This window comes from uncultured Cetobacterium sp. (assembly GCF_947038635.1).
Taxonomy (GTDB): domain Bacteria; phylum Fusobacteriota; class Fusobacteriia; order Fusobacteriales; family Fusobacteriaceae; genus Cetobacterium_A.
Genome location: NZ_CAMQXC010000005.1, coordinates 1 through 16,008, shown reverse-complemented (window position 1 = coordinate 16,008; position 16,008 = coordinate 1). Strand labels below are relative to the sequence as shown.

The 16,008-nt window shown below is 28.9% G+C and carries 17 protein-coding genes; all 17 read right to left on the bottom strand.

All coding sequences use genetic code 11. From position 1 onward, the window contains the following. Positions 1-843 carry a 3-deoxy-8-phosphooctulonate synthase gene (gene kdsA / locus Q0V08_RS01190; protein WP_023051212.1) on the bottom strand — a complete coding sequence of 281 codons (843 nt, stop codon included), beginning with the start codon at positions 841-843 and terminating at the stop codon, positions 1-3. Continuing rightward, positions 844-2,244 carry a UDP-N-acetylmuramoyl-L-alanyl-D-glutamate--2,6-diaminopimelate ligase gene (locus Q0V08_RS01185; protein WP_297431363.1) on the bottom strand — a complete coding sequence of 467 codons (1,401 nt, stop codon included), beginning with the start codon at positions 2,242-2,244 and terminating at the stop codon, positions 844-846. A 109-nt stretch (positions 2,245-2,353) separates the two neighbouring features. Beyond that, entirely contained in the window at positions 2,354-2,746 is a 393-nt protein-coding gene (locus tag Q0V08_RS01180) for a hypothetical protein (protein WP_297431361.1), read from the bottom strand. Positions 2,747-2,816: 70 nt separating this feature from the next. Further along, positions 2,817-3,485, bottom strand: coding sequence for a uracil-DNA glycosylase (locus tag Q0V08_RS01175; protein WP_297431359.1), 669 nt, complete (start codon positions 3,483-3,485; stop codon positions 2,817-2,819). Between the two features lie 13 nt (positions 3,486-3,498). Then, on the bottom strand, positions 3,499-5,271 hold the full coding sequence (locus Q0V08_RS01170) for a TIGR03960 family B12-binding radical SAM protein (protein WP_297431358.1): 1,773 nt from the start codon (positions 5,269-5,271) through the stop codon (positions 3,499-3,501). 10 nt (positions 5,272-5,281) lie between these two features. Next, positions 5,282-5,701: an HD domain-containing protein gene (locus Q0V08_RS01165; RefSeq protein WP_297431356.1), complete on the bottom strand. Its 420-nt coding sequence runs from the start codon at positions 5,699-5,701 to the stop codon at positions 5,282-5,284. Further along, positions 5,702-6,553, bottom strand: a complete 852-nt coding sequence (locus Q0V08_RS01160; protein WP_297431354.1) for a KH domain-containing protein — start codon at positions 6,551-6,553, stop codon at positions 5,702-5,704. Further along, positions 6,553-7,152, bottom strand: a complete 600-nt coding sequence (locus Q0V08_RS01155; RefSeq protein ID WP_023051219.1) for a thymidine kinase — start codon at positions 7,150-7,152, stop codon at positions 6,553-6,555. The genes Q0V08_RS01160 and Q0V08_RS01155 overlap by 1 nt, the downstream gene beginning before the upstream one ends. A 127-nt stretch (positions 7,153-7,279) precedes the next feature. Continuing rightward, complete coding sequence (era, locus tag Q0V08_RS01150; RefSeq protein ID WP_297431352.1) at positions 7,280-8,173, bottom strand: GTPase Era; 894 nt, start codon at positions 8,171-8,173, stop codon at positions 7,280-7,282. Between the two features lie 2 nt (positions 8,174-8,175). Next, a complete protein-coding gene (locus tag Q0V08_RS01145) occupies positions 8,176-8,967 on the bottom strand; it encodes a tyrosine-type recombinase/integrase (RefSeq protein ID WP_297431350.1) in 792 nt (263 codons plus the stop codon). Beyond that, positions 8,967-10,628, bottom strand: a complete 1,662-nt coding sequence (recN, locus tag Q0V08_RS01140; protein WP_297431348.1) for a DNA repair protein RecN — start codon at positions 10,626-10,628, stop codon at positions 8,967-8,969. Before recN ends, Q0V08_RS01145 begins: the two co-directional genes overlap by 1 nt. After that, complete coding sequence (locus Q0V08_RS01135) at positions 10,622-11,419, bottom strand: NAD(+)/NADH kinase (RefSeq protein WP_297431346.1); 798 nt, start codon at positions 11,417-11,419, stop codon at positions 10,622-10,624. The genes recN and Q0V08_RS01135 overlap by 7 nt, the downstream gene beginning before the upstream one ends. A 10-nt stretch (positions 11,420-11,429) precedes the next feature. Further along, positions 11,430-12,518, bottom strand: coding sequence for a peptidoglycan DD-metalloendopeptidase family protein (locus Q0V08_RS01130; RefSeq protein ID WP_297431344.1), 1,089 nt, complete (start codon positions 12,516-12,518; stop codon positions 11,430-11,432). Between the two features lie 2 nt (positions 12,519-12,520). Next, complete coding sequence (locus Q0V08_RS01125; protein WP_297431341.1) at positions 12,521-13,318, bottom strand: permease-like cell division protein FtsX; 798 nt, start codon at positions 13,316-13,318, stop codon at positions 12,521-12,523. A gap of 59 nt (positions 13,319-13,377) precedes the next feature. Continuing rightward, the gene (locus Q0V08_RS01120; RefSeq protein WP_297431409.1) at positions 13,378-14,304 is read right to left on the bottom strand and encodes a transketolase family protein; all 927 of its coding nucleotides are present in this window, start codon (positions 14,302-14,304) and stop codon (positions 13,378-13,380) included. A gap of 17 nt (positions 14,305-14,321) precedes the next feature. Continuing rightward, positions 14,322-15,149 carry a transketolase gene (locus Q0V08_RS01115; RefSeq protein WP_185891011.1) on the bottom strand — a complete coding sequence of 276 codons (828 nt, stop codon included), beginning with the start codon at positions 15,147-15,149 and terminating at the stop codon, positions 14,322-14,324. Positions 15,150-15,245: 96 nt separating this feature from the next. Beyond that, positions 15,246-15,854, bottom strand: coding sequence for a hypothetical protein (locus tag Q0V08_RS01110; RefSeq protein ID WP_297431338.1), 609 nt, complete (start codon positions 15,852-15,854; stop codon positions 15,246-15,248). Positions 15,855-16,008: the final 154 nt, after the last annotated feature.

The following is a 16,008-nucleotide window of genomic DNA, read 5'->3' as shown; positions in this document are numbered from 1 at the left end:
CTATCTTCCTTTTACTAAATCATCTATTTTTACAGCTACTTTTAATATCTCCTCTAAATCTGATAAGAATAACATATTTGGACCATCTGATTTAGCATTTGTTGGATCTGGATGAACTTCTGCAAATATTGCATCTATACCAATTGCTAATCCTGCTCTCATTAAAGGAAATACAAACTCTCTATCTCCTGATGTTGCAGTTCCTAATCCACCTGGCTTTTGAACTGCATGAGTTACGTCAAATACAACTGGGTATCCAAACTTTCTCATCTCTCCAAAGCCTCTCATGTCTACAACCATATTGTTATATCCAAAAGTTGATCCTCTCTCACAAAGCATTATATTTGGATTATTCATCTCTTCCATTTTTACAACTACATTTTTCATGTCCCAAGGAGCTAAAAATTGTCCTTTTTTAATATTTACTGGTAATCCTGTTTCTGCTGCTGCTATAAGTAAATCTGTTTGTCTACATAAAAATGCTGGAATTTGAATTATGTCTACAACTTTAGCAACCTCTTTACATTGCCAAGCTTCGTGTACATCTGTTACTACCGGTATATTAAATCTTTCTTTTACTTTTTTTAGTATCTCTAATCCTTTTTCAATTCCTGGTCCTCTATATGAATGTATAGAAGATCTATTTGCCTTATCAAAAGATGCTTTAAATACATAATTAATTCCTAATCTATCACAAATATCCTTTACTTTTTCAGCTACTTCCATAACTAACTCTTCTGATTCTATTACACATGGACCAGCTATTAAAGTAAATCTATTGTCTCCACCAATTTCAAATTTATTCGCTATTTTAACTTTTTTTACTTCTTGAACTATTTTCAATTATTTCACCTCTTCTAATTCTTTTATTGCTTCTATGGCAATCTCTCTATCGTCAAAGTGTATCTTTGTCGTTCCTAAAATTTGATAAGTCTCATGCCCTTTACCTGCTATCAGTATTATATCATCTTTTTCAGCTTTTAAAACTGCTTTTTTTATTGCCTCTTTCCTATCAAGTTCCACTATATAATTTTTATTTTTAAATCCTTTTATTATATCATCTATTATCTTATTAGGATCCTCTGTTCTAGGATTATCTGAAGTTACTATTACTAAATCACTATATCTCTCACTTATCTCTGCCATTACAGGTCTTTTTATTCTATCTCTATCTCCACCACAGCCAAATACAGTTATTATTTTACCACTAGTTTTTAAATCAGTAACTCCTTGTAAAATATTTTCTAATGCATCTCCTGTGTGAGCATAATCTACAACTATTTTAAATTCTTGCCCTGCTAAAACTGGTTCAAATCTACCTGGCGCTCCTTTTATTTCTCGAGCTCTTTCTTTTATTACATCTAGATTTATATTTAATATTTTCCCAACTCCAATTGCTGCTAATAAATTATACATATTAAACTTTCCTAGTAGTGATGGATTTATCTCTTTTATCAACCTAAGATCTAAATCAGCTTTTTCTTTTAAAGAGTATGTCATTCCTCCAAACTCCTTATATATTCTTCTACCATATTCGTCATCTATATTAATTACACCATTTTTTGAATCTTTTAATTTTTCAAAAAGTATTTTTTTAGCATTAAAATAATCTTCCATATCTTTATGATAATCTAAATGTTCTGGTGTTAAATTAGTAAAAACAGCTACATCAAAATTTAACATATCTACTCTTCCACTTGTCAGTCCATGAGAACTAACTTCCATCACTAAATACTCTAATCCTTTATCCACTGATTTTTTACACATTTTTATAATATCTAAAGACTCTGGAGTTGTATTGGGAGCTTCTATTATCTCATCTCCAATTTTATACTCTACAGTTCCTATTCTAGCAACTTTATTTTCTCCTAAAATTTGCTCTATTAAATAGGTTGTTGTTGTTTTCCCATTTGTTCCTGTTACACCGATTATTTTTAATTCTTTTTCTGGATTTTTATAAAAATTAGATGCAATTCTTCCTAATTTTCCTCTTAAATTTTCAACTAAAAAATATCCTATTCCCTCTTTTAGTTCTATTAATTTTTCAGATATAATTACTGCTACCGCTCCATTTTCAATAGCTTTATCAATAAATTTATGTCCATCTACTAAAGCTCCTTTTAACGCAATAAATATATCTCCTTGCTTTATCTTTCTCGAATCATATTCCAAGTTTCCATTATATATATCTTTTTCTGTAGATTTTAATACTTTATAATCTACACCTTTAAATAATCTTTCCATATTCATCCCTCGCTATATATTATTCAACTTATTATAACACTTTTCAAAAAAAAACAATATATACTTAAAGTAAAAAACAGAGGAAAAAAATCCTCTGTTTTTTTATTTCCTATTTAGCTGGAGTATAAACTCCTGAATTTAAAGCATTTTTTATTGCTGCTCTTACTTTTGTAGCTCTTACTGTGGCTCCCGCACTTTCAATATCTCCTGGAGCGTATAATGTTTCTATTCCTTCGTTAACATTTTTTCCTGTTATAGCTTTTAATAAAGCCTCATATTGATCTTTATTTTTTGTTAAATCTTTATTTTTTAAATAGTTTTGCTCTTTATAGAACAGTGTTCTAAATTTTGGATTTTCAATCTTATCATCTTTTAAATCAAATTGAATTTCTACTTGAGTTTCTTGTCCTGAAACAAATACTCCTCTATAAGTTCCGTTTCTATATTCTGCTCCATAAGCCACTGCACCAATTATTGTTAATAACATTAAAATTTTTTTCATATTCCCTCCTCAACCCGTTTTTAATCTATTTTAAACTATTTAAGTATATTTTGTCAATTAATTTTGACTATCAAATAATATTCCATGTTATAGCTTTGTGACCTTTTTCTTTTAATATACTATTTATAGTTTTAAAGTGACCACACCCAAAAAATCCTCTACTAGCTGACAACGGACTTGGATGAACTCCTTCAAGAATTATATGATTTGGATTTGTAATATATTTCTTTTTATCTTTTGCATTATTACCCCAAAGAACAAATATTACTTGCTCTTTTTTTTCATTAATTTTTTTTATAACTTCGTCTGTAAATGTAGTCCAACCTATTTTACTATGAGAATTCGCCTCACCTTCTCTTACAGTTAAACTAGCATTTAGAAGAAATATCCCTTGCTTAGCCCAACTTTCTAAACATCCACTATTAAAGGTCTCTCCCTCTCCTTCATTAACTATCTCTTTATATATATTTCTCAAAGATGGAGGTAATGGAATTCCTTTTTTTACTGAAAATGCTAATCCATGAGCTTGTCCTGCACCGTGATATGGATCTTGTCCTAATATAACTATTTTTACATCTTTATAGGGTGTTAACTGAAAAGCTGTAAAAATCTCTTTGTTTGGTGGATATACTGTTTTTTCTGAGTATTCATGTTTTAAAAAATCTTTCATTTTTACAAAATATTCTTTTTCAACTTCATCTTTTAATATTTCATCCCAGTCATTTCCTATTTTCAACATACAAATCTCCCAATTACTTTTTATCTAAAGTTAATGATCCACACTCTTTAATATATTTTTTCATTCCACAAGCTGAGCATTGTTCTCTACAATCAATTGTTAATGCTTGTTTTTCACTTTTTTCTAATTCTCTTATGTAAAATTCTTTACTAACTCCTGTATCTACAATATCCCACGGAAGAATGGCATCTAAATCTCTTGCACCTAAATAATCTTTTTCAGATATACCTAGCTCTTCCATTGCTTCTTTCCAAATAGAAAAATTATCTTTATAATCATCTAATTTTGCTCCAATTTTGAATGCTGTTTCTATTAAATCAGCTGTTCTTTCATTTCCTCTTGAAAGGAAACCTTCTAAATAAGATTTTTTAGGTGGATGCATTCTTAAAGTTGCTCCTTTCATCCCTCTAAAAGCATCTCTTAGCATCCCTTGCTTTCTTTCTGTTTCTTCAACGCTCATCTGCTCATGCCATTGATAAGGTGTATGAGGTTTTGGTACAAAATTTGAAACGCTTGCTGTTATATTAACTCTTCTTCTGATTGTTCTGCATCTATATGTAACTCTTTTTACTAGTTCATATATTGCCATAACATCTTCATCAGTTTCAAATGGTAATCCAATCATAAAGTAAAACTTTAAATTATCCCAACCAGCTTTTACTGCTGCTTCTGCTGTTTCTATAATTTGTTCCTCTGTTACTCCTTTATTAATAACATCTCTCATTTTCTGGCTTCCAGCTTCTGGAGCGAATGTAAATCCAGTTCTTTTTCCACCACTAATATTTACAGCCACATCAACTGAATGAGTATTCATTCTAAGAGATGGTAATGAAATTGCTAAATTTTTATTTTCATATTTTTTTTGCAATCCATCTATTAAAGAGCTTATTCCTGTATAATCACTACTACTTAAAGATGATAATGATATTTCAGAATAACCTGTATTGAAAAGCATATCCTCTATTAATTCCATATTTTTTTCAAGGCTTCTTTCTCTTACAGGTCTATAAACATATCCAGCTTGACAAAATCTACAACCTCTAGTACATCCTCTTTGAATCTCCACCGAAGCTCTATCATGAACTATTTGAATATATGGTACTAGTTGCTCAGAGTATGATGGTGTATTATCTATATCTTGAACTATCGCTCTTTTTATTCTCTTTACACCTTTATGTAATTTAGGAATATAAACTCCTTCAAAATCTTTTATAGCTTCAAGTTTTTCAGCTTTTGTCTTTCCTGCAAAAGCAACTAATGTTTGAGCTAACTTTGTCATAGTTTCTTCTCCATCACCAATTACAAAGAAATCTAAAAATTTCTCCATAGGAGTTGGGTTCATCATACATGTTCCACCTGCCATTATAAGAGGATGCTCCTCTCCTCTTTCATCAGCGTGTAATGGTATATTTGATAAATTTAAAGCATTTAGAACATTTGGATAACACATTTCATATGATAACGAGAATCCTATAACATCAAAATCTTTTAACTCTGTTTTTGTTTCTAAAGAAAACATTGGAATATTATTTTGTCTCATTAAAATTTCCATATCTTCCATAGGAGCAAATCCTCTTTCTAGATAGAAATTATCAACTTTATTCATAATTGCATAAAGTAATTTTATTCCTAAATTAGACATTCCCACTTCATAAATATCTGGAAAGAATAAACACATTCTAGCCTTTATTGAATCTAAATCTTTATGAAAACTATTTATTTCATTTCCTAAATATTGAGCTGGTTTTTCTACTGACATTAAATATTTACCTATATCTACTCTCATATCTCTCCTTTTATTCATCATCAATTTTTTGGAAAATTTTCATTTCATTTTCCACATCAACTTTATGATGATCTCTACATAATCTTGCTACATCTATATTGATATCTTTTAATATTTCAAAAGCATTATCAGAATGTTTTTCTAACTTTTTATCTCCAATTAAAACTTTTTTTATTCTTTTTAAAAGACCTGTATTACCTTTTCCACAGTCATGTAATAATGCTAATTTTAAATAATTTTTATTATTTTTTAAAATTTTATTCTCACTACATTTTTTATAAACTAAGAATGAGTGCACTTTATCATACTCTCTCATCTTATTAAAAATCTCATATTCTTCTGTAGAAAGTACCTTTTTTACCTCTTCTTCACTTCTTTTATTAAATTTTAAAAATATATATCTATATACTTGCTTTAGTCTAGAAAGCATTTAAATCTCCCTTATTACTATATTTCCAAGTTCTTTTCTTAAGGACTTTATATTTGAAGCATTTTTCCCTATTACTTCTCCTTTTCTTTCCTTTTTTACATATAATATTGTAATTTCACCATCAACTGTTTTCTCTATTTTTTCAACTCCAGATATTTTAAGATTATCACACAATAATATCATTTTCTTCATTAACTCATCTTTTAAATATACATTTTCTAAAGTTAAAAATTTCCCTGGAAAAGTTTCAACTTCTCCAGTTAAAATATATCCTGCCATATTTCTAACTTGTTTAGGCATAAATGAATTTCCTATAAATTTTAATATTCCTTTTTGAAAAGTAACTTCAACTGTTCTTTCGTGTTCTTTCAGTTCTAATCCTTTTTTATCTGTAAATTTACTTACATCGTAAGTACCACTTATTTCTAAAAGAGTTTTTTCTATATCTTCTATTGGTCTTTTTACTCTTTTTTTAGGATATCTATAAATATACTCTCTCTTTTCTACATACTCTGGAAAAGATAAATTTGGAAAAGTTTTTTGCACTTTTCTTATAAAAATAGACTCCTTCATTTTTTCGTTAAATTTAAATATTATCTCACTTAAATCACCAGTAAAATTACTACTTACGTATAAAAGATTTCTTTCAGCAGAAACTTTAGCATCTGTTCTTCCACCCTGTTGAATTCCTTTTGCCCAAGTAAATCCCAATTCATTCATTACTCTTCTAAATTCGCCTTTTACAGTTATTTTTCCCGCCATTTCATCAAAAGAATGAAATTTTTCTCCATTATAAAAAACTGTAAATATATATCCCCATTTATCAGTTTTTTCAATACCTCTAAAATTCATTACTCTCCTCTTTTTCTAACAATATGGCATCTTCTACATCTTGCTTCATAACTTTCACTTGCTCCTACTAATACAATAGGATCATCTTCATATGCTGGCTCTCCATCAACTAGTCTTTGAGTTCTAGATGCCGGATTACCACAGCAAGCACAAATAGCATTAAATTTATCTACATATTCTGCTTTTGCCATGAGTCTATCCATTGGCTTAAATGGTTCTCCCCTAAAATCTTGATCTAGTCCAGCTACAACAACTCTTTTTCCTTGATCTGCCAGTTCTTCACAAAATTCAGCTACATCCTCACCAAAAAATTGAACCTCATCTATTCCTATAACCTTTACATCTTTATATTCTTTTTCTATTATCTCTCTCATCTCTTCTACTGTTGAAGCTGGTACAGCCTCGATAAAAGCCTGACTATGAGAAGCTACTTTCGTATCATCATATCTATCATCACTTGAATGTTTAAAAACTAAAATTTTCTGATTTGCATATTTTGATCTTCTCATTCTTCTAATTAACTCTTCACTTTTTCCTGAAAACATACTTCCAGTTACAACTTCTATCCAACCCATTCCTTCTGTTAATAATAAATGCATTGTATTTTTTCCTCCATCACCAACTATTTTTTATCTATTTTCTATTATAACATAATTAACACATCAAAACAAATCTATAAATCTCTTCAAAATAAAAAAGTAGCCATGACAGCTACTTTTAATTTATCTATTTTTCATCTACATATCCTAATTCTTTTAAGAATGGCTTTTTCTTTCTCCAGTCATCTTTTACTTTTACCCAAAGTTCTAAGTATATTTGAATTCCTAATAGACTTTCTATCTCTTTTCTAGCTTCAATTCCAATCTCTTTTAGCATTTTACCTTGTTTTCCAATTATAATACCTTTTTGAGAATCTCTTTCTACATAAATATTTATATCAAATTTATCTTTTCCATTATCTCTTCTAGTTACATTTATGATTTCAATAGCTACAGAGTGAGGAATTTCATCTCTTGTTCTTTCTAATATTTTTTCTCTAACAACTTCTGTTATTATTCTATATGTAGGCATATCTGTGTACATGTCATCTGGATAATATTTTATTCCATCTTCTAAAAATGGATCTAGCGCGTCTAGTAATTTTGGAACACCTATTGCATATTGTCCTGCAATCTCTACAATAGCATCAAAATCACCTAATTTTTCTGCTATTTCCTCTCTTTTCTTAACTAACTCTTCATCAGTTATTTTATCTATTTTGTTAACTATTAATATTCTTGATGTTTTTTTAGCTTCTTTTACTTTTTCCCATACAAATAAATCGCCAGTACTAATCTCTTGAGAAGCGTCTATAACCATAGCTATAACATCTACATCTCTCAATACTCTTAGCGCACTATTTGTCATATGTTCTCCTAACAAATGTTTTGGCTTATGTATTCCTGGAGTATCTACAAATATATATTGATTTCCATTAAAATTTAAAATACCTTTTATTGTATCTCTTGTTGTTCCTGCCTTGTCAGAAACAATAGCAACTTTTTCATTTACAAGTTTATTTATTAATGTAGATTTTCCTACGTTTGGTCTACCTACAACTGCTATAAATCCAGCTTTCACTTTTAATCATCTCCTATTCCTATTTTAAAATACTTCTCTTTTAAATCTAAAAAAAACTGTTCTTCATTAGTTTCATCATTACATTTTACCATAGTTTTCAAAGTATTTCTCAACATATTTGGAGTTATCTCTCTCTCAACACCACCCTTTTTTCCCAATGAGATAAATCTAGCTCTAAATGATTGTCTACTAAATCCATAAAACACAAGATTACTACTACCACCAACTAAGTATGTTCTAGTATCTTTTATATAATTTTCAAGCTCTTTGGAAAGTTCATCCGATATTCCTACCCTCTCTCCTTTCTCATCATTAAATATAATTTTATATGAAACTAATTCTAAATCTGATACCTTTATTTTTAGAATATCGTTAATGGATAAATTAGTTTCTACTAAAAGCTTTATAAGTAATTTATCCCTTATACCTTTGTAATCTTTTCCACAAACATCTAAAATATTATTAATCTCCCATAACTCTAAAGTTTCTAACTCTTTTTCTGGAGCTTTTTCAATTATTATCCCTTCTGAAGGGTTATCATTTATAAATCTTTTTTCTAAAAGATATTTATAAAATGTTTTAATTGTGCTTACCTTTCTTATTATAGAATTTGGTTGATAATTATGTTTTAAAAACTCCACATACTTTAAAATATCTTCTTTTTTTATATCTAAAAGATCTTTTTCTATAAAGTTTTCAAAATCTTTTACATCACCATGATATAAATCAAGAGTTTCTTTTTTTAAACTTTTTGAATCTCCTTTATATTTAATAAAATTTTCTAATAACTTCATTATGCATCACCTAATAGTTCTTTAGCATGTTCTATTACTGCTTCAGATATATTTTTTCCTGCTAACATTCTAGCAATCTCTTTGACTCTTTCATCTTCATCCAACTCTTTTACGTGTGTTATAGTTTTATTATCTAAAAGTTTTTTTTCTATATAAAATTGTTGAGTTGCCTTTGCAGCTATAGCAGGCGAGTGAGTTATACTCATAACTTGTGTTGTTTCTCCTATCTCTTGGAGTTTATTTGCTATCTTTCTGACAGTTTCACCACCTACACCTGTATCAATCTCATCAAAAATTAATATAGGAATATTATCTACTTTAGAAAAGATAACTTTTATAGCTAACATTATTCTACTAACCTCTCCACCTGAAGCTACTTTCCATAAAGGCTTTAGTCCTTGGCCAACATTTGTTGATATCATAAATTCAACTTGATCTATTCCACTTAAAGTCATCGATGAAGATTCTTCAAATTCAATTTTAAAATTAGCATCTCCCATATTAAGTCCTTTTAATTCATCTTGAAGATTTTCCTCTATAATTTTAGCCTTTAACTTTCTTATATCGCTTAACTTTTTAGCTAGAGCATAGTATTTTGTTTTTGCTTCGTCTCTATCTTTTTCTAATTTTTTTACTTGAAAACTATTCTCATCTAATAATTGAAGTTTTTCATCAATTTTTTCTCTATATTGTAATATTGTTGTAATATCATCTCCATATTTTGATTTCAAACGATTTATTGCATCAAGTCTTGATATAACTTTCTCTAGTCTCATATCATCTGCTTCTATATCATCATTTAAATCTCTAATGGAATCCACACAATCTTGTAAATCATAATAAACTCTTTCTAATCTTTCCAGATTCTCTTGAAATTCTTTTCCGTACTTTGAGATTGTCTCTAAATTTTTTCTACTATTATAAATTATATTTAAAGCATTTTTTTCTCCATCTTTTAATATATTCTCTGTTAATGATAGCTTTTCCTTTATTTTTCCCGCATGAAAAAGTTTTTTATACTCTTCTTCAAGTTTTTCATCTTCTCCATCTTTCAAATTTACCTTATCAATTTCTTGAAGTTGAAATTCATAAAACTCCTTTTTTTCAAGAGTTTCCCTCTTATTTTTTTCAACATCTTGAATTCTTCTCTCTAAACTTGAATATTCATTATAAATTACTTCTAACTGTTTTTTTATAGTAATTCCGTCATCACCTAAAAATCTATCTAAAAGTCTTAGATGATTACTTTTATTTAAAAGCATTTGATGAGAATGTTGCCCTACAATATCAACTAAAGTTCCCATTATTTCTTTTAAACTAGACATTGGTACTCTTATGTTATTCACAAAAGCTTTTCCTTTTCCATTCTTATCTATATGTCTTCTTACGATAACTTCATTATCTTCAGCTTCTATGCCTAACTCTTTTAATTCAGCTTCTTGCTCCTCATTAACTGCAAATACACCTTGTGCTAAAAGATATTCTTCTCCATCTCTTACCATATCAGCACTAGCCTTTTCTCCTATTAAAAGATTTATCCCACTTAAAATTATTGATTTCCCTGCTCCAGTTTCTCCAGTTAAAACAATCAATCCATTTTTAAACTCTAAATCTACTTTTTCTATTATAGCTAAATTTTCAATTTTCAACTCTTTTAACATAGATTATCTCCCCACTTTAACTTATCTCTCAAAATCCCATAGTAATCTCTATTTTCTGGTAAAATAAGATTTATTTTTTCTTGAGAATAATATACCAATATCTCCTCTTCATCTTCTATCTCTCTCTCTATTTCACCATCTACTATTATACAACCTTTTTGCCCAGGTTTTAAGGTTAATATTAATCTTTCATCACCACTTATTATTATAGGTCTTGTTACCAAGTTGTGAGGAGCTAAAGGAGTTACAACTATTGCCTTTATTTGCGGCATAACTATTGGTCCTCCAGCTGAAAGAGAGTACGCCGTAGATCCAGTTGGTGTTGCAACTATTATTCCATCTGCCTTATAATCACATATTTTAGTATTTTCTGTGTTCATGGATATATTTAAAATTTTTGAGCTAGCCATTTTTTTAGAAATAACAATCTCATTTAATACATCTATTTTTTCTCCCTTTACAACTATCTCTAAAAGCTGTCTACTCTCTTTTCTTACTATTCCTTTTAAATAATTAATAAAAGTAGGTTCAAACTCCTCTATTTTTATTTCTGTCAAAAAGCCTAAAGATCCTGCATTAATTGCAAAGATATCTATATTTTTATTTCTTATTAGCGTTTTAGAAGCTCTAAGTAGAGTTCCATCTCCTCCTATAACAACAGCAAACTTTGCTTCTAATACATGAGTTTCAGGAACTATTTCTATATCACTTTTTAAAAAAAATTCTGTTAATTGATGATATAGCTTTACTGCTTCTTTTTTATCTTCATTGTAAATTATAGTTCCTTTCATTATTCCTCCCTTAAAATAGATTTTCTGGATTTATTGGTTTCAAGTTAAATCTTACCTCATAGTAAAGATTTGCTTTACTATCAGTATTTAAACCTAAAACTCCAATATCTTGGCCTCTTTGAACTTGCTGGTTTAATTTTACTCCAACAGCAATTAAATTTCCATATACACCAATTGTATTATATCCATAATCTACCATAACCACATTGTTAAGCCCTTGAAACTTATCTGCATAAATTACTTTTCCGCTTGTTGCAGCTTTAACTCTAGTTCCCATTTTTCCAGCTATTTCAATACCATTACTAACAACTTCACCATTTTTCTTTTCTCTAAATTTCACAACTATAGTTCCTGAAATCGGTCTCTGGAATTTTCCAAGTTTAAGTACTGCAGTATCTAGCTTTACATTTTTAGCTGTGACACTTCTTGCCTTTATAATTCTTTCTATCTCTTTTTCTATATTTTTCTTTTGAACCTCTAATTTACTTATTGTTTTTACATGAGTGGTTTTTTCTTGATTCAATCTAGTTATCAATCTATTTTTTTCCTGTTTTTTTACTTCAATCGACCTTCTATTAGAATCTAATTTTCTTTTAAGTACTGTTAATTTTTGCCTATCATTTTCAATATTCTTTTTTACTTGTTCTATTGAAGTTTGAACATTTTTTATATGTTCCATACTTTCTAAATCCCCATATAAAAGTCTTGAGAAACTTCTTTTTGCAATACTTCTATCCTTTGTATTACTTTCTAAACTAGATTTTCTAGTTACCTCTATCATCTTAGCTTTATACTCTGATTTTTTTCTATCTAGTGCCTTGCTACTCACATTTAAATTTAATCCACCATATTCAATATTTCTATTAACTATCTTTATCTCTTCTTGAAGTTTTTCTGCTTCTTTTTCTATATCTTTAATTTCTGAGTTTATATTTTCAATCTGTTTTGCAATACTTATTTTTTCAGAATCTATATGCTCAATTCTACTATTTTTTTGCTTTATTTCACTCTCTATTTTTTTCATTTTATTTTTTAGATTATCAACACTATCCCCAAATATAAAAGTTGAACAAATAAAAAAAATCATTATTCCTTTCATAATTAAACCTCATCTTTTTTTAGCTTACCTGTTGATTTCCAAGCCAAAAACAGAAGTATTAATGTTGATAAAATTTCAATTACTATAATTTGTTTAAAACTTTGAAGTATTAATGTCGATAAAATTTGCTGATATTTCTCTCTAAGAATCACATATATATTAAAAAATATCATACCTCCAACTAAAGCACTTCCAAAAAATGGTATTAAATTTTTATTTCTAGCTACAGAAAAATTTTTCCTATTTTGAGGAGCTTTTATTGCAAAAATCATATAATCTCTAATTATAACACCTCTTAAAATAGTTGTTATTGGATAATACATTCCTAGCGATAACGCTAAACAAATAAATAATGACATATTTGCAGCACTAATTTTTCTTTGAGTGTTTTGCAAAAATTGGCTATCTATATATATCTCTCTTACCATTGGATTTACATCTAGTAACTCTTGAATGGCATGAAGGTTTTTTTCATCTTTAAAATATACAATTATTGAATTTGGTAGTGGGTTTTCGCTTTTAGGTATAACTATTTCCAATTCTTTTTGTAAGTTTCTAAAAGCTTCCTCTTTTGATAAAAATCTTGTTCCTTTAACATTTTCATTTTCTATAAGAAATTTTTCAAACTCTTGTAGTTTCTCTTTTGAGTTATCATTTTGTAACTCAATAGTAAAAAAATAATCACTCTTTAATATTTTCCCAATAAAGTAGCTATTAGAAGATAATGAAATAAATATATTAAATATAATAAAACTTAATGTCAATGCTATAAATGTTCTTGCCCCTTTTCTTCTTTCCATCTCTTCTCCCTAATTAAAATATAGAGGCCAGTTTAACTCGCCTCTATACTATATATTTTCTATAAGTTTTCTTTTATTACTGATATTAATTTCGTTGCCGTTAATTCATACTTTTCTAATAACTCTTCAGCTTTTCCACTTTGTCCAAATACGTCGTAGATTCCAACTTTTTTAACCAATGTTGGATGTGTTTCTGATAAGAACTCTGATACTGCTGATCCAAGTCCTCCTATTACAGAGTGCTCTTCAGCTGTTACAATAAATTTCGTTTCTTGAGCAGCTTTTAAAACTGTCTCTCCATCTAAAGGCTTTATTGTTCCTACGTTTACTACTCTTACTGAAACTCCTTCAGTTTGTAACTTTTCTGCTGCTTCTAAGGCTCTTGCTGTCATAAGTCCTGTTGCTAATATTGTAACATCAGTTCCTTCTTTTATAGTATTTGCCACTCCTATTTGGAAGTCATATGAATCATCAAATAATACTGGTACATCTAATCTTCCCATTCTTATATATACTGGTCCATTGTACTCTGCCGCTGCAAATATCATTTTTTTAGTTTCTGTAGCATCTGCTGGTGATAATACTACCATTCCTGGAATGCTTCTCATTAAAGAGATATCTTCAACTGATTGGTGAGATCCTCCGTCTTCTCCTACTGAAATTCCTGCATGTGTTGGAGCTATTTTTACATTTAACTTTGGATAAGCTACCGTATTTCTTATTTGTTCAAATGCTCTTCCTGCTGCAAACATCGCAAATGTAGAAGCAAATGGTATTTTTCCACATGTAGCAAGTCCTGCTGCTGTTCCAATTAAATCTGCTTCAGCTATTCCAACATTTATATGTCTTTCTGGGAATGCCTCTTGAAATAAATTTGTTTTTGTTGATTTTGTTAAGTCTGCATCTAAAACAACTATATTATTATTTTGTCTTCCAAGCTCTACTAATGCTTCTCCGTAAGCCTGTCTTGTAGATTTTTTCATTATTTCATCCTCCGAATTTATTATATCTCTGATACTTTCTCTAGCTCTGCTATCGCTCTTTCTGTCTCTTCACAAGTTGGCGCTACTCCATGGAATCCACAAACATTTTCCATAAATGAAACTCCTTTTCCTTTTACAGTTTTAGCAATAATTACTGTCGGTTGCCCTTTTGTTTCTCTCGCTTTATCTAAAGCATCAAATATCTCTTGGAAGTTATGTCCATCAATTATAATTACATTCCATCCAAAAGCTTCCCATTTTTTATCTAGAGGTTCTACACCCATAATTTTATCTACATTTCCATCTATTTGAAGATTGTTTGAGTCAACGAAAGCACATATTGAATCAAGTTTAAAGTGTGCTGCTGACATTGCTGCTTCCCATACTTGTCCCTCTTGTAACTCTCCATCTCCCATTAAAACATAAGTTCTATAATTTTCTCCTGAGATTCTAGCTGATAGTGCCATTCCATTAGCTACAGATAATCCTTGTCCTAAAGAACCTGTTGAAATCTCTATACCTGGAAGCTTTTTCATATCTGGATGACCTTGTAAAGGTGATCCGTAAGCTCTTAATGTTCCTAAAAGTTCTCTATCAAAATATCCTCTTTCAGCTAAAGCAGAGTAAAGTACTGGAGCCGCATGTCCTTTTGATAAAACAAATCTGTCTCTTCCCTCCATTTTTGGGTTCTTAGGGTCAATATTCATTTCTGAAAAATATAGTGCTGTTACTATATCTGCAGCTGATAGTGATCCTCCTGGATGACCTGATTTTGATTTACAAATCATTTGAACAATGTCTTTTCTAATTTTAGTAGCTTGTTCTACTAAAAAGTTAATGTCTCTCATTTTTTCTCCTCTCAATCCTTTTATTTAGTTAAATTATATTAAAAATTAACTTCTTTTGTCAAGTTAAGGTCCAGGATTTCTATAAATTTTCATGTACTAAAATAGGATTTTAACTTTTTCAAATATTAAGTGTACAATAAAAGTGATAGAATTGCTTATTTCATCATATTTTACTGCACTTAAAAATACACAAACTCCTGCAAAAAAGGTAAATGGTCTAAAAAATTTTTCTTCTTTTTTTATATTTTTTACAATTGTGTACACTCCTAATAAAGTCAAAATTAAAACTTCAATATAAGTTTGAGAATATTTTATAGATAAAAAAATACAATATATTCCTGTTAAAAAAATAAATCCTTTACTTCCTTTTACACCTAAACATATTCTACAGTATGGAAAATATATCAATGCTCCTCTTGACCATCCCTTTGGAAAAAAGTCAAAAATCATATGTAATCCCAATGCTAATGCAAAGCCCATTATTGAAAATCTAAAAACTTCAACATCCTTTTGAGCATTGTAAAAATATATCATTATCCAAAGCATTATTGGACTATGAGTTAAAATATTTCTATGCTTTATCTTCAATTTAAAATCCCAATCGGGAAATTTTAATCCTATTAAAAAAGACATCCAAATTAATATTAATCCTATGAAACTCATAGATTCAAAAATTTCGATAACTTTTGTGAAATCTATTATCATGCAATATCCTTTCTATTTTTTCATATTATATCATATTTTTTTAAATGAAAAAATAAAAAAAAGAGAGTTAAGTTTAAAACTTAACTCTCAATATTTCAATAAGTAAGATTACTTAGTAATTTCTGCAACAACTCCAGAAGCTACTGTTCTTCCT

Coding starts and splice junctions, on each gene's coding strand:
- Q0V08_RS01130 (WP_297431344.1), bottom strand. CDS start 12,518: ATGAAAGGAATAATGATTTTTTTTATTTGTTCAACTTTTATATTTGGG.
- recN (WP_297431348.1), bottom strand. CDS start 10,628: ATGTTAAAAGAGTTGAAAATTGAAAATTTAGCTATAATAGAAAAAGTA.
- Q0V08_RS01170 (WP_297431358.1), bottom strand. CDS start 5,271: ATGAGAGTAGATATAGGTAAATATTTAATGTCAGTAGAAAAACCAGCT.
- Q0V08_RS01185 (WP_297431363.1), bottom strand. CDS start 2,244: ATGGAAAGATTATTTAAAGGTGTAGATTATAAAGTATTAAAATCTACA.
- Q0V08_RS01115 (WP_185891011.1), bottom strand. CDS start 15,149: ATGAGAGACATTAACTTTTTAGTAGAACAAGCTACTAAAATTAGAAAA.
- Q0V08_RS01180 (WP_297431361.1), bottom strand. CDS start 2,746: ATGAAAAAAATTTTAATGTTATTAACAATAATTGGTGCAGTGGCTTAT.
- Q0V08_RS01175 (WP_297431359.1), bottom strand. CDS start 3,485: ATGTTGAAAATAGGAAATGACTGGGATGAAATATTAAAAGATGAAGTT.
- Q0V08_RS01160 (WP_297431354.1), bottom strand. CDS start 6,553: ATGAATTTTAGAGGTATTGAAAAAACTGATAAATGGGGATATATATTT.
- Q0V08_RS01135 (WP_297431346.1), bottom strand. CDS start 11,419: ATGAAAGGAACTATAATTTACAATGAAGATAAAAAAGAAGCAGTAAAG.
- Q0V08_RS01110 (WP_297431338.1), bottom strand. CDS start 15,854: ATGATAATAGATTTCACAAAAGTTATCGAAATTTTTGAATCTATGAGT.
- Q0V08_RS01125 (WP_297431341.1), bottom strand. CDS start 13,318: ATGGAAAGAAGAAAAGGGGCAAGAACATTTATAGCATTGACATTAAGT.
- Q0V08_RS01145 (WP_297431350.1), bottom strand. CDS start 8,967: ATGAAGTTATTAGAAAATTTTATTAAATATAAAGGAGATTCAAAAAGT.
- Q0V08_RS01165 (WP_297431356.1), bottom strand. CDS start 5,701: ATGCTTTCTAGACTAAAGCAAGTATATAGATATATATTTTTAAAATTT.
- Q0V08_RS01155 (WP_023051219.1), bottom strand. CDS start 7,152: ATGCATTTATTATTAACAGAAGGAATGGGTTGGATAGAAGTTGTAACT.